11 protein-coding genes and 1 pseudogene are annotated in these 13,667 nt (G+C 68.1%); 6 read left to right on the top strand and 6 right to left on the bottom strand.

Annotated features, from left to right (window positions below):
• The first annotated feature begins 517 nt into the window (after window positions 1–517).
• Window positions 518–1,009 (top strand): GNAT family N-acetyltransferase, encoded by a 492-nt coding sequence (locus tag ACFQDH_RS04250; RefSeq protein WP_382398786.1) that lies wholly within the window; start codon window positions 518–520, stop codon window positions 1,007–1,009.
• A gap of 62 nt (window positions 1,010–1,071) precedes the next feature.
• Here the strand turns inward: ACFQDH_RS04250 and ACFQDH_RS04245 are convergent, their stop codons facing one another.
• Entirely contained in the window at window positions 1,072–1,935 is an 864-nt protein-coding gene (locus ACFQDH_RS04245; RefSeq protein ID WP_382398784.1) for a helix-turn-helix transcriptional regulator, read from the bottom strand.
• Between the two features lie 603 nt (window positions 1,936–2,538).
• Between ACFQDH_RS04245 and ACFQDH_RS04240 the strand changes: the two genes are divergently transcribed.
• Window positions 2,539–4,485 (top strand): hypothetical protein, encoded by a 1,947-nt coding sequence (locus ACFQDH_RS04240; RefSeq protein ID WP_382398782.1) that lies wholly within the window; start codon window positions 2,539–2,541, stop codon window positions 4,483–4,485.
• A gap of 146 nt (window positions 4,486–4,631) precedes the next feature.
• Window positions 4,632–6,761, top strand: a complete 2,130-nt coding sequence (locus tag ACFQDH_RS04235; protein ID WP_382398780.1) for a C13 family peptidase — start codon at window positions 4,632–4,634, stop codon at window positions 6,759–6,761.
• Here the strand turns inward: ACFQDH_RS04235 and ACFQDH_RS04230 are convergent.
• From ACFQDH_RS04230 to ACFQDH_RS04215, 4 genes and pseudogenes are all read right to left on the bottom strand, one after another.
• Window positions 6,697–7,968 (bottom strand): sensor histidine kinase, encoded by a 1,272-nt coding sequence (locus ACFQDH_RS04230; RefSeq protein WP_382398778.1) that lies wholly within the window; start codon window positions 7,966–7,968, stop codon window positions 6,697–6,699. The two genes, ACFQDH_RS04235 and ACFQDH_RS04230, sit on opposite strands and share 65 nt — an antisense overlap.
• Window positions 7,969–7,980: 12 nt before the next feature.
• Window positions 7,981–8,628 (bottom strand): response regulator transcription factor, encoded by a 648-nt coding sequence (locus ACFQDH_RS04225; RefSeq protein ID WP_382398776.1) that lies wholly within the window; start codon window positions 8,626–8,628, stop codon window positions 7,981–7,983.
• A gap of 396 nt (window positions 8,629–9,024) precedes the next feature.
• Window positions 9,025–9,207, bottom strand: a pseudogene (locus tag ACFQDH_RS04220) (DUF6069 family protein); the annotation flags it as partial.
• 335 nt (window positions 9,208–9,542) lie between these two features.
• The gene (locus ACFQDH_RS04215) at window positions 9,543–10,565 is read right to left on the bottom strand and encodes an ATP-dependent 6-phosphofructokinase (protein ID WP_382398775.1); all 1,023 of its coding nucleotides are present in this window, start codon (window positions 10,563–10,565) and stop codon (window positions 9,543–9,545) included.
• A 60-nt stretch (window positions 10,566–10,625) separates the two neighbouring features.
• Between ACFQDH_RS04215 and ACFQDH_RS04210 the strand changes: the two genes are divergently transcribed.
• Both ACFQDH_RS04210 and ACFQDH_RS04205 read left to right on the top strand, forming a co-directional pair.
• On the top strand, window positions 10,626–11,120 hold the full coding sequence (locus tag ACFQDH_RS04210; protein WP_382398773.1) for an 8-oxo-dGTP diphosphatase: 495 nt from the start codon (window positions 10,626–10,628) through the stop codon (window positions 11,118–11,120).
• Between the two features lie 139 nt (window positions 11,121–11,259).
• Window positions 11,260–12,084: an alpha/beta fold hydrolase gene (locus ACFQDH_RS04205; protein WP_382398771.1), complete on the top strand. Its 825-nt coding sequence runs from the start codon at window positions 11,260–11,262 to the stop codon at window positions 12,082–12,084.
• Between the two features lie 16 nt (window positions 12,085–12,100).
• Here ACFQDH_RS04205 and ACFQDH_RS04200 read toward each other — a convergent pair whose 3' ends face one another.
• Entirely contained in the window at window positions 12,101–13,081 is a 981-nt protein-coding gene (locus ACFQDH_RS04200) for an ArsR/SmtB family transcription factor (RefSeq protein WP_382398769.1), read from the bottom strand.
• Window positions 13,082–13,181: 100 nt separating this feature from the next.
• Here ACFQDH_RS04200 and ACFQDH_RS04195 point away from each other — a divergent pair, with 100 nt between their 5' ends.
• Window positions 13,182–13,667 carry an OsmC family protein gene (locus ACFQDH_RS04195; RefSeq protein ID WP_382398767.1) on the top strand — a complete coding sequence of 162 codons (486 nt, stop codon included), beginning with the start codon at window positions 13,182–13,184 and terminating at the stop codon, window positions 13,665–13,667.

Below are 13,667 nucleotides of genomic sequence, written 5' to 3'. Positions count from 1 at the left end.
CGAGTATGCGGGTCGAGTGCCGGGGGAGCGGGCGGGGTCCCCGCGAAGTATTCGGAGGAGCGCAGCGGGGGAGGCGTCTCGAGGTCCCGCGCTCAAGGTGGCCGAGGAGGCGGAGGAGCGAAGCGGGGGAGGCGTCTCGAGGTCGCACCACTTTGGTCACTACCTTGTCCACACCCTCAGGCCTCGGTGACCGTATGACGTCCCTGTCCAGGATGCCTGGGCGCACGGCTCTTACGGGACCGGCATCGCTATACCGACGCGAGATCGCGTCGTGACGTGCGGGTTCACCGTTTGCGGAACGTCTATTGGGCCGCGACGTATGGCACGGGACGAGACTTGACCGAGCGCGCCGACTCGCACAGCAAACGCCGAGTCGCGCAACGGCAGCTGTGCGACTCGGCGTTTGCTGTGCGGCTCGACTCACGTCGGCTGACCGCAGAGCGATCGTCACGCGGAGCGTGCCACAACGGGATCGCGCGTGGAGAATGGTGCGGTGAGCTTGGACTACCCAAAGTCCGTGACGGTCGGTGGGTCAATCGTGGTCCGCTTGGCAGACGACTCTGACGCCGAACTGATCAGCAGTTGGACCCGAGCGGCGGAGGTATCGCAATTCTGGGGCGGCCACGAAATTCCGCTCGATGATGTCCTGGCGAAGTACACCGGTCGCCGAGCGCCGGAGGTCGTGTCGTACGTGATCACTGAATCCGGACAGTCTGTGGGCTACTTGCAGGCGTGGCAGGGCGGTGAGCGTTTCGGCCTCGACATGTTTCTCAGCGCGGAGGCGCAGGGCCGCGGAATCGGTAGTCGCACGGCCCACGCTATGGCGGTGGAACTAACCGCTCGCGGCTGGACGCCATTGACGGTTGATCCGGCGAGTGACAACGCACGAGCAATCCGGGCGTGGCGCTCAGCAGGATTCGTGCCGTCAGGCGAACTCGGAACCGACGACGGCAGGACGACGCAGATCATGTATTTCTCAGCCGGCGAGGCAGCGATTCAGGAGTCCTGAGTCGGCGACGGCGACGGCGACGGCGAAACTGTGTCGTTTGACGTTCGACTTGCGGGATGGCATCAGGGGCGGCTTGGGTCAGCCTGGTCAGTCCGCGGCGCGTCTGTGACCCGCGAGTGGAGGCGGGCGAGGGCTTGAGCGTCTGGGCTGCCGGGAGCGGCGCTCACCACGAAAAGCCTCTGCCGGTCCGTGCCGTCGACGGCGAATGTCTGGTATCGCAGACGGATGTCACCCAGTATCGGGTGGCCGTACAGCGGTCCTTCGCCGACCAGAGCGGCGTGCACGTCGTGGCGAGCCCAGATGTGGCGGAACTTTCCGCTGCGCTGGGACAGGTCCTCGACGAGGTCCCGCACGTGAGGGTCATCGAGATCGTCGCCGACGATGGCGCGGAAGTAGGCGACTGCCAAGGTGAGGACATAGTTGATGCCGGGTTGCCAAGTGCGGTCCTCCCAGTCCAGGAACCACGACCACAGCAGGTTGGTGCCGGGTTCGGACAGCGGCGTCAGCGCCCGCGCCATCGCGTTCGAGGCCAGCACGTCGAGCCGACGTCCGTGGACGAGGGCGGGGGTGGCGGTCCACTCGTCGAGCAGCTCTTGCAGCTCGGGTGCGACGACCTCGTCGGGGCTCGAACGAGGTTGCCTGATCTGGCCGTCTGGACGGCCCAGCTCGAGTAGGTAGCGGGTGGCGTCGTCGTCGAGCCGGAGCGCCCGGGCCAAGGACTCGAGCACGTGGTCCGAGGGTCGGTGGTCGCGCCCCTGCTCGAGTCGGGTCAAGTAGTCGGCGCTGATTCCGGCCAGTATCGCGAGCTCCTCTCGACGCAGGCCGGGCACGCGGCGCCGGTCGGTGACCGGTAGGCCCACGTCATCGGGCGTGATCCGTTCGCGTCGAGCGCGTACAAACTGGCCCAGCTGGTGCGGGCGATCCACGAGCCGATCGTATCCGAAGGTGGCCCTGGCGTACCTAGGAAGCCAAGGCCTCTTCCTCGGCGACGTCGCCCGCGGCATCCTAGGACGGCCAGGACGCGCGAGGCCCCGGCCGGGCAGGCCGCGACCTGAGCGGGCGATCGGAACGAAAGATGACGCGAATCGGTCATTTCGGTTTGTCCGGACGGGCTGGGAGGCACGGGAGTCCCGGGCCGGCGGGCGCGCGGTCGCTGTGGGCGTGGTTGGACTGCTCGCCCGCGCCGCCGCCGTCCCGGGACCGCGTGAGCGCAACTGCCCACCGAATGCGTCCAGGCCACGCCAGACGGTCACCTGCGCCTACACCTTCACCGGGTGCCGCGTCGCCGCTAGGACCCGAATGAGCGCGCCCCGTCATGCCGGCTGCCGCTCCGCGTCCACACCTCGGCTGCGCGGCGAGCGCGCTCGACCGACCCGGTCGACCCGCGTGTCGGCCGATCGGTGGACTGGCGGGTCATCCGGTAGGTCGGCCGACTGGGTGACGTCACGAACTGCTGCCGGCGGCGAGCATTTCTCACGTCAACATTTACAGGGCCTCGAGTGGCCCACCAAGCAAAGGAGATGACCCCGATGTCGACGTCCAAGATGACCGGCAGGCTGGCAGTGGTCGGGATGTGCAGTGTGCTGGCGGTCGGCCTGACGGCCTGCGCCGGCGGCGGCCACGCGAAGGCTGCTGGCACCACCAGGAGCTCAGCGTCCTCCCGGGACACCAGCCCGGGCGGGATGTCCGGTAACGCGGCCAACTCGGTTCCCGCGTCGGCGAAGGCCGCGACGGGCTCCCGGGGCCTGAAGGCTGCGACGAGCACGGGGGTCTACGCCCAGGTCACGAACCTGACGCCGTACCCGTGGACTTTGGTTCCCGACGGGACGTGGGGACTAAATGTCGGGCCTTACGACAGTGCGCCGCCGGCGACGCTGCTGCCGGGTCAGACCGCGACGTGGAGTGCGCACAACCCTTGGGGTGCGCAGAAATTCGTGCGTACCCTCTACACGTTCCAGGACGCGGCCGGCGACAAACACGTCCAGCAGGTCAACGAGTGGGCTCAGGAGGTCGGCGACCCCATGTACTACTCGTACTCACAGGACGTGGGGTTCGACGCCAACCACCACCTCCAGCTCACCGAGTCGCCGGATTTCCACATGGCCATGGACTCGGACGGGTACGGGCGGCACGCCGACGCGATCTGGAACTCCCCGACGACGATCAATATCGACGCGCTGCAGGATCCGACCGCGGCGGCGAACGCGGTGGACAACGAGTTGCCGCGGGCGATCGCTGACCAGACACACTGGGCGCCGAATCCGGGCGTGAAGGGCCCGACGTCCGTGAAGGGGCCGGCGACGCGGGCCAGCAGCCTGCTGACGAACTACTCCAGCCTGCCGGCGACCTTGTACAAGGGTCACGGGACGAGTAAGGGACAGAGCACCACTCTCGGTGTCGAGGTCAGCCACTCGGGCTCGACCAACGTGGACGGGATCGTGTTCAAGGACGCCGAATCCGTCACCGGCGACCACTCGTGGGGCAGCGGGGACTCGGTCACCACGACCGTGGACGGCCTGGTCGATCCGGGACAGACCGGCTGGATCAACAAGCGACCCACGATCTCGAGCATGACCGGTCATCTGGTCTTCACCACCGCCAACAACACCACCTTCGACCTCAGCAACGTCACGATCTCGATGGGTGACATCGCCAACACCGGCGCCGGCGGGGTGCCGCCGGGGATGGACTTCTCGGCGACCGAATGCGTGCTCGCCGACTGTGCGTCCGCGGACAGCCCCACCGGCGGCACGGCCCTCACGAAGACCGGCGCCGCCAACGTCCGTGCGGGGATGAAGGCCACGGCGATCTCGGCCTCACCCGGTCAGGTGGTGACCATCGACGGGGCGACTGACCCGGCCGACGCGATCGAGGCGTTGAAGAAGTACCAGGACGCCACCGACCGCAGCTTCGTCCCGACGGCCGACCCGACCTTCGCCCACAGCAGCTGGGCGCCGGTCGACGACACGTCCGGTGAGGAAGCACCATCCGTCTCGACCGATCCGGGCGCCGCAAACCCGACCGAGGAGCGGCTGGACATCGCGCACAAGGAGACGTCGAGCTGGTCGCTCGGCGGATCGGTCCAAGAGACCGTCGGCTTCAACCTGGCCGGCATCATCGCCCAGGACCTGAGCGTGAAGTTCACCAAGAAGCAGACCTGGACCTCGGACACGACCGACAACCAGACCATTTCGATCAAGGCCGCGCCGGGCAAGACGGTGTGGATCGAGGCATCGACCGGCACCGCCAGCTACACCGGCAACTTCCTCTTCACCGCCGGCGGGGTGCGTTACCAGGTGAACAACGTGACCATCACCCAGCCGGGCTCATCGGATGTGGACGCGATGTCCAACACGTCCTACCGAGTCGAGGAAGTGAACAACACCACGGCCGGTGTGTCGCCCACGGCGGCCAGTGGCAAAAAGGCCATCAGCAAACTGCCCAAGCTGCGGGCCTACATCAACCACGGCCACTGATCAACAGCGACAGGACCCCGCGCCCGCCCCGGCCGATGCCGGCGGCGGGCGCGGGTATGCCGTCCGCAGGGACACTGCCTCGTCCTCACGGGTGTGGCGCGCGCAGGACCGGCTGCCGGGCAATCGGCCTACTGCTGTGCGTTGCGGTGGCACTCGGTGTGATGACCGGCTGCAGCCGTAGCCACCCGAGCGCGCCGCTGCGGATCGGGGTGATGATGCCGTTGACCGGCCCGGGCGCGGTCAGTGCGCAACTCCCGCTCGACTGGGCCCGGGAGAACGTGGACGCCGCGGGCGGGGTGGACGGCCGTCCCATCCAGTTCGTCTATCGGGATCTGGGCCGCCAGTCCGCGCTCACCGCGGCCCGGGCATTCGCCGCCAACTCCTCGATCACGGCCGTGATCGGTCCGGGCAACTCCGAAGACGCGCTGCAGGTCGCCGGCCTGTTCGCCGACCATCACAAGGTCATGGTGACGCCGTCGGCGACCTCCGGGGACCTGTTCCGGGCCTATTCCGCCGACCCCCCGCAGTACGTATGGCGGCCGGTCGAATCCGACATCGCGCAGATGCGCGTCATGCTGCAGGTGGCCGCCCGGGACGGGGCCCGCTCGGTGGCGCTGGTCAGTGGAGACAGCCCCTACGGCACCACGTTCTTCGACTCGTTCGGCTTCCTGGCCACCGAAGAGGGACTCCGGGTGACCTCAACGCAGCGGTACGACCAAGAGGCACAGAACTGCCAAGGCCCGCTGCGGCAGGCTCTGTCCAGCGGTGCTGACGTGGTGCTGGCGGTGCCCGACCATGCCAGCCAGGCGATCTGCATGGCACGCGCCTGGCGGGCGGGCGGGTCCCGTCCCCGGCTGCTGTTCTCCGACGCCGCCCAGTCCCCGTCGCTGATCTCTGCGCTCGGCGCGCAGGCGCAGGGCCTGAACGGCATTGGTCTGGCGCCCGACCCGAACAACGGGTTCGCGGCGGCGTTCCGCGCCCGGTTCCACCGTGAGCCGTCCCCGTTCGCCGCCAACATCTACGACTCGGTGCTGCTGATCGCCTACGGCTTGGCCCGCGCCCACGGCACGGTCGGCGCCGCCCTCGCGCAGGCGATCAGCGGCGTCGTCCACGGCACCGGAGCGGCGACCGGCTGGGACCGGAGCGGCGTGGCACGCTCGCTGGCGGCGATCCGTGCCGGAAGACTGCCCGCGATCAACGGCGCCGTCGGCCGGTGGGCGTTCGACAAGGACTCCGGAATCGACCTGGTCGCCTCCACCTACGAGCATTGGCGCGTCACCGGGGGCCAGTTCGCCGCGGCCGGTTACCTGTCCACCGCAGACCTCCGGACCGCCCGGCAGGGGATCTCCGAAGCCGACACCCGGGCCACACCCGGGAAGGCCACCGCCGCACTGGGCGGCACCTACCGGCCCGGCCCGAAGGCCGGCACCTGGGCACTGCTGATCGCAGCCTCTGACGGCTGGACCAACTATCGGCATCAGGCCGACGTGCTGGCGCAATACCAGCGGCTACGCGCCGACCGTGTCCCCGCCTCGCACATCATCGTGATCTCCGACCACGACCTGGCCCACAACCGCAAAAATCCACACCAGGGCCAAGTGCCGTACGCCGTCGGCGGCCCCAACCTCAACTTCCAGATCCCGATCGACTACCCACTGCAGGGCATGACCGCCCAGCGGCTAATGGACATCCTGGCCGGGCACACCACCCCGGGCACCCCGACCGTCATCCGGTCCGGGGCCGGCGACGACGTATACGTCTACCTCGCCGGGCACGGCAACCAGAACGGTGTCTACCTCGGCCTCGGTCAGCCCGTCCCGCCTCCGGACAACGCCTATTCGGTGCTCACCCCGACCCTGCTCGACCAGACCATCGCCGCGATGGCCACCGCCCATCACTACCGGCGCATCCTCGTCGCCGTCGACGCTTGCGAAGGTGGAGTGCTCGGCCAGCACCTCGACGCCCCCGGCGCGTTGCTACTCTCCGCTGCCAGCCCGGTCGAGAACTCCCTGAGCACCAACTACGACGCCGACCGGCAGACCTGGCTGGCCGACCAGTTCTCCTACCAGCTCTGGAAAGCAGAGGCCGCGACCCCGACCATGTCCATCGACCGGCTCTATCAACATCTCTACCTCACCGTCACGGGCTCGCACGTGAGCGCGTACGGACCCGGTTTCGGCAACGCCGCCACCGTGTCGCTCAGCGAGTTCGTCACCGGCGGATCGGTCGCTCCGGCGGCTCCGACAAGTGCGGGTCAAGGGGCAGCCGCACACTGATCCGGGTGCCGACCGAGGCGCCGGGTCCGATCTGCAATTCGCCCCCTGCGGCGGCGACGCGGGCGCGGTGCGAAGCCAGCCCGATGTGTCCTTCCGCCAAGCGGCGATCCAGCAGGCCGTCGGGGATCCCGCGCCCGTCGTCGACGACCGCGAGTAGCGCCGCCGACCCGTCCAGCCGCAGAGTGACGGTCACGGTGCGGGCGCGGGCGTGTTTCACCACGTTGTTCAGCGCCTCCCGAGCCGCGCCGAACAGCACCAGATCGGCGCTGGTCGGCCGGTCGGGCCAGCCGGTGAGGTCGACCTGAGCGGCGAACCGGCCGCGCTGGGCGACGCCGGTGGCCAGATCGGTGAGTGCCCGGGCGAACCCGGCCTGTTCCAGCACGGCGGGGTGCAGCTCGGACACCGTTGAACGCAACATCGCCGACGATTCGCGCAGGGCCAACGCGACGCGCGCAAACGCGTCCGGATCCCCGGTGGTGCGGGCCTCGTCAAGGTCCTGGCGGGCCGCGAGGAGGTACTGCAACGCTCCGTCGTGCAGCTGTTCGGCGAGCAGCGCACGTTCGCGGGCTTCGATGCCGACGATCTCGGTGAGCAAGTCGGTACGTTCGTGTGCGAGTTGGCCGATGGTGAGCACTCGTGACAGCTGGACCCGCGACAGCGCCACCGAGCCTGCGGCCAGTCCGGCAATGATCAGGAAGCGAAGCAGGATCGACGCCCATGGCTCGGCGTTGGCGTCCTGAGTCAGGACGCTCACCGCGAGCTCGGCGGCGACGGTCGGAGCCGCGACCGCCGCGCAGATCGCGGGCCGCAGCGAGGTTGCGGCGAGCATCGGGACGACGAAGAAGCCGTTGATCAGCACGTCGGCCGTCCAGGACTGCTCGGCAGCGAGGCCGGCGACGAGCGTCAGCGCCGAGATCGCGGCGGAGTCGGCGAGCAACGCCAACCACATCCACTGCACCGGGCCGAGTCCGCCACGACGCGCCCACCAAGCCAGCGCGCTCGCCCAGGCTGCGTACCCGGCGACGATCAGCCAGCAGGCCGGCCGGTCGTGGCCTGGCGGGACGAAGCCGATGGTCAGGACCATGAACACAACAAGCAGGGCGCGCAGCCCAAGTTGCACCCAGACCCCGCGGTAGGCGTGCCGCAGCACGATCTCGCGCAGGTCGGCAACCTTGCCGAGCTCGTCGAGACTGAGCCGATCCGCCATTCTGACCGCCAGCTAGTCGATCAGGCCGCGGCGCATCGCCTCGGCCACTGCAGCGGCGCGGTCCGAGACGCCGAGCTTCTCGTACAGTCGTTGGGCGTAGGTCTTGATCGTGGCGACCCCGAGGAACAACTCGGCCGAAGTCTGCGGGATGGAGAGCCCGCGCGCGAACGCGGCCAGCACCTGCCGCTCCCGATCGGAGAGCACTGGCGTGTCGGACTTAGCCCGTAACCGGATTTGATCGGCTAACCCGCCCGCCAGCTCAGCTGGCACCACGGTTTGCCCTTTCGCCACCCGCAGCACCGCGTCGACGATCTCGCCGCGGGGCGTGTCCTTGGCCAGATACCCGGCCGCGCCCTCTTCCAGTGACTTGAACACCACTGCGCTGTCAGTGAACGCCGACAGCAGGATCACCCGGGTCGGAAGGTGGTCGCGGATCACCGCGTGCACCACGTCGATCCCGTTCAGCTCGGGCATCTGGTAGTCGACCAGCGCCACCACCGGCTGCTCGGCACGAATCATCTCCAGTGCCTGCCGTCCGTCGCCGGCCTCGCCGACCACCTGGATCTGCCTGCTGTTGTCCAGCGCCCGCTTCACGCCGTCGCGGAAGAACGGATGATCATCGGCGATCACCACAGTGACCAAACTGCCCGACACCGACATTCGCACTCCCCGCGTCCACGCCCAGCATAGATGTCAGCCCGCCCAATAGCGCCGCCGCGACCAACCGCTGGACCCGCGACTGCGGAGAAACTCAGCGCGTGGCATGCAACACCGCCGTCCCTCGCATCGGCCCAATGCACCGAACTCGGCTATTCAGCTGCGACCACGGATGCTGTCCCCGACAAAAGTCACCGAGTGTCACAAGCGGATGCGTCACCGGGACTCCTGTGCTTCGTCGCGCGTGGTTCCTTCACGGCAGCAGCGTGAAGGCGTCGATGTGTTGAGGTCGCACGATACGGAAGTGGCGTCGGTCGACGGACCACATTGCGATTGGTGCACGTCACCCGATCACGACCCAAGGGCGCTTGAGAAGCGCGTGCCGAATCGCCATGTCCTTCAACGCAATCGGGCCCTGAGCCCGGGGATGACAATCGCGGCAACGGCGACGTGACTGCTCACCAAAGCGATCCGAGTCGTCGTGTCGATGTTCGGTGTCGCCAGGTCTGGAATGAATGAGAGCAGGAGCAGCGTAAGAGTCGTCCAGGTGAATACGTTCGCCGGCCGACGCGCCCAACGCCGACAGGTTGCGGCAACGCGACGCCGACGAACGAGAGGACGAACGCGAGTTGGGCAAAGTCGAGCACCGGGATTGCATCACCAGCGACTTCCAGTGACGCCCCGGCCGCATGGGCCATTGCGGCGACCAGCAACGCAGCGCCCGCTCCGGCCGCAGACAGCCCTACGCCGGGCCACCACAGCTTCGCGCGAGTTGTCGGAAGAACAATTGACTCGCCGCGGACGGTTGAGATTTCGAACATGTCAGGCAACCCTCGGTCGGTGAAGCGGCCCTACACCGCCTCCTGACATGACGACGAACAAGATCAGCCAAGTTCGACACCTCGCCGATGAATGGGTCAGCCGAAAAGGATCGCCGCTTCGTCCCAGCGCTCCTGCGGGACCGTCTTGAGGACGGTCGTCGCGGAGTGCAGATCGACCAGCTCAATGTCAGTGCCGATCAGCGAAACCATGGTGCCCCAACGCTTTTCGATGACAGCGTCGACGGCTGCGGTGCCGAAACGCGTGGCCAGCACCCGGTCGTATGCCGAGGGCACGCCGCCACGTTGCAGGTGCCCGAGAGTTGCGGAGCGCGTCTCGATGCCGGTGGCCTGCTCGATCTGCGGGGCGAGGCGCTCGCCGATGCCACCCAGCCGCGGCCGGCCGAACGCGTCCAGGCCTCGCGGTGCGTGCAGCTGCTCCTCGCCCGACGGGACGAAACCCTCGGCGACGACCACAACAGGTGCGCGACCGCGATCTCGGGCATCCTCCGCCCAGCCACAGATCTGCTCGATCGACACCTCGACCTCGGGAATCAGGATGGCGTGTGCGCCCGCAGCGATGCCGGCGTGCAGGGCGATCCACCCGACGTGCCGGCCCATGACTTCCACGACCATGCAGCGGTGGTGTGACTCGGCGGTGGTGCGCAGCCGGTCGATCGACTCGGTCGCCACGGACACGGCGGTGTCGAAGCCGAACGTGTAATCCGTTGCGGACAGGTCGTTGTCGATCGTCTTGGGCACGCCGACCACCGGAATGCCTTCGTCAGCGAGACGGCGGGCCGCGGTGAGGGTGCCTTCACCGCCGATGGCGATGAGCCCCGTCATACCGCGTGCTTCCATGACTTCGCGGATCCGCTGCGCGCCACCGTTCTCGAAAGGATTGGTGCGCGAGGTGCCGAGGATCGTGCCGCCGGCGCGGGAGATGCCGCGCACATCGCGGCGGGGCAACGGCACGATGTCATCCTCGATGAGGCCCCGCCAGCCGTCGCGGATGCCGAGGAACTCCACCTGGTGGATGCGGTCGCCCTTGATCACCGCCCCACGGATCACCGCGTTGAGGCCGGGGCAGTCGCCGCCGCTGGTCAGGATTCCGATGCTCACGGCACCCATCGTGGTGGGTGGCGGGCGTTCGCGTGTGAAATGTCCGGCATGCTGTCTTAGGTGACGAAACCGATGTGCCTCGCGTTCCTACTGCGCCGCGATCCTGCCGGCGAGGGTGAAGTCCTGCTCGGCCTCAAGCAACGCGGCTTCGGCACCGGGCGGATCGTCGGCATTGGCGGACACGTCGAGCCCGGCGAGAGCGACCTCGAGGCGGCGGTGCGGGAGACCTTCGAGGAGACGGGCCTGCACGTCATACCCACTGATTTGTATGACGCAGGGCGTGTCTCGTTCCGGTTTCCGAGCGCGCCCGAGTCGGACATGTCCGTTGCGCTCTACCGGTGCACGACGTGGACCGGTGAGGTGGTCGCGTCGGACGAGCTCGACCCGCAGTGGCACCCGGTGGCGGCGCTGCCGACGGGGGAGATGTGGGACGACTCGCGGATCTGGCTACCGCACGTGCTGCGCGGGGAGCGCATCGAGGCCGACATCACGTATGACGCAGCGGGCGCCCTGGTCGCGCGTGTGTCCCTGACCGTCCACGCCGACGGCGAATAGCGCGCGAGAGACTCCGAAGAGCCCCACGAGGATCTACCTGTGGGTAGTGTGGAGAGTCCTGCCACATGTGGTTCTCGGGGGCAGGTCCATATCTGACCATGACGCGTCCCGCGCTGCGGGCGACGAGGCGAGGCCCAAGATGACCGACATCAAATACACGCGCGAGGGCTCCGGCGACCCGCTGGTGCTGATCCATGGGATCGGGCACCAGCGCTCCGCGTGGGGCGACACTTTCGAGCTGCTGGCGGAGGATTTCGACGTCATTGCCATCGACCTGCCGGGTTTCGGCAAGTCGCCGGGGCCGGACCGCCCGCACAGCTACCGCATGGACAGCTACGTCGATCAGCTGGAGGAGTTCTTCGCCGAGCTCGGCCTGGACCGCCCGCACGTCGCCGGCAACTCCCTGGGCGGCATGTTCGCGCTCGAGCTGGCGGCTCGCGGCGCCGTCCGCACCGCGACCGCGATCTCACCCGCCGGCTTCTGGGGAACGCTCGGGCTGGTCAACGCGATCGCCAACCTGGCGATGCTGAAGGCTTCGACCTACGCTCCCCGTCCCGTGCTGAAAGCCTTCTCCGACAAGGCATTCCTGCGCAAGCTGAGCCTGCGCGCGCTCTACTCGCACCCCGAGCGGGTGCCGGCCGACGTCGCGTATGACGAAGCCCTCAACCTGCGCAACGCACCCGGCTTCTTCCCCGTTGCGTGGCACGCCTCGCGCGCTCGCTTCAAGGGCCGGCCGCTGGTGCCGGTGACGATTGCGTGGGGCACGAACGACCGGCTGCTCCTGCCGTCGCAGGCGACTGCCGCGCGGGAAGCGCTGCCGACCGTCTCGCACCTCACCCTGCCCGGCTGCGGCCACGTGCCGATGATCGACAACCCGGAGCTGGTTGCCGGCGCGATCGTGCAGACCGTCGTCCAGGCTGCTGACCGCGCGGGAGAGCCGCTGCTGCACCTCACCGGAGCCTGATCCGGCCCAGTCGATCTCAGTTCCCGCGGAGCGCGAGGCCTGCGGGGCTGAGCTGGTAGTAGACGAAGCGACCCCGCCGAAACTGGCTGAGCAAACCAGCGCGCTCGAGTACCTTCAGGTGACCACTCACCGTCGGCTTGGGTAGGTCCAGTTGGGCCGCCAGGTCGGTCGTGCTGACCGGCACCGTCGCCTTGCTGAGGATGCGCGAGCGGGTGCTGCCCATCAGTTGCTCGAGGCTGCTGGTCGCGGACTGCTCGGGCTCCTGCAACCAGAGCGTCGCCGCACCCCACGCCGGATAGCCGATGGCCACTGGCATGTCAGGCTCGTCGTTCTCGTCGGGGCCGTGGACGATGAAGCCGGATGCCTTGAAAACCACTGGTGTGAATACAAGTCCACCGGGCGGCGCCGCGATGTCGATGTCGAACTCGTGCTGCAACTCCAGAACCTGGCCGTCGAAACTGATCTGGTCATTCAGGTCGTTCAGGACACCGCCGATGCCGTCCTTGACGATCTGCTCGGCCCGCATGTTGAGGTCACGCAGCGCGATCGCATGCGCCCGGTCCCAGAACGGCTGCAGCACCCCGGTGAAGTAATCGACCAGTGCGTCCTGGGCGACCCGGCGCAACCCGGCCACATCTTCATCGCCGTATGGCGACCCCTGCTCGCGCAGTCGCTCGGCGACTCCATGCACATCCTGGTCCGGGATCGCCGTCACCAGCGACCGGAGCCGCTCGGTCACGGCGGCGGGTGAATTGTCCACGTCATACGCGTAACCGGGCACCACCAGCAAGGACGGTGCGGTCGGGTTCGTGGTCAGGCTTCGCAGCGTGGCGACGCCGGGTGCGTTCTGGTCGCGCAGCGCGGTGGCGAGCGGCGCGTGCAGTGAGCGCGACGACGGCTGCACGAAGAGCGACATGCTCGACAGGATGTTCCAGGCCGGGTCGACCACGAATTTGATCGCGGCGATGTCACCGGCCGAGCACCGCACGCGAATCATCACTCAAGTCCATTCTGGGTTGTTGGTCCGGCGCCCATTGTCGCGGAACGGCGTTCACCTCGTGGGCATCGGGTCGGCCGGACCGGCATACGATGCGGGTATGGCGGAAAACCATTCGTACCCAGTGGCTTTGAGCTGGCAGGGCTCCACCGGCGAGGGGTATGGCGCCTACTCCCGCACGCACTATGTCGCACCCGCCGAATTGGCCGGGGTGAAGCTGTCCGCGGACCCGCACTTCGGTGGCGACCCAGCCGTGCCGAACCCGGAGCACCTGCTGGTGATGGCGGCGAGCAGTTGCCAGTTGCTGTCGTTCCTCGCGGTGGCCGCGCGGGCCAGGCTCGACGTCGTCGACTACGTCGATGCAGCGGAAGGGACCATGCCGGAAGGAAATTCGCCGATGTCGATCACCGACATCGCGCTGTATCCGGTGGTGACGCTCGCGCGGGGCAGCCGCGTCGACCAGCTCGAGCGGCTGACGCGCATCGCGCACCAGGAGTGCTTCATCGCCAATTCACTGCGCTCGCGGATGTCGATCGACGCGCGCTTCGTGATCGACGGCCAGGACGTGGCGACCGTCAGTCTCTGA

Source organism: Flexivirga alba (genome assembly GCF_042661025.1).
Lineage (GTDB): Bacteria > Actinomycetota > Actinomycetes > Actinomycetales > Dermatophilaceae > Flexivirga > Flexivirga alba.
This window is presented reverse-complemented; position numbering and strand designations above follow the sequence as displayed.

Coding starts and splice junctions, on each gene's coding strand:
- ACFQDH_RS04240 (WP_382398782.1), top strand. CDS start 2,539: ATGTCGACGTCCAAGATGACCGGCAGGCTGGCAGTGGTCGGGATGTGC.
- ACFQDH_RS04230 (WP_382398778.1), bottom strand. CDS start 7,968: ATGGCGGATCGGCTCAGTCTCGACGAGCTCGGCAAGGTTGCCGACCTG.
- ACFQDH_RS04225 (WP_382398776.1), bottom strand. CDS start 8,628: ATGTCGGTGTCGGGCAGTTTGGTCACTGTGGTGATCGCCGATGATCAT.
- ACFQDH_RS04205 (WP_382398771.1), top strand. CDS start 11,260: ATGACCGACATCAAATACACGCGCGAGGGCTCCGGCGACCCGCTGGTG.
- ACFQDH_RS04200 (WP_382398769.1), bottom strand. CDS start 13,081: ATGATTCGCGTGCGGTGCTCGGCCGGTGACATCGCCGCGATCAAATTC.
- ACFQDH_RS04195 (WP_382398767.1), top strand. CDS start 13,182: ATGGCGGAAAACCATTCGTACCCAGTGGCTTTGAGCTGGCAGGGCTCC.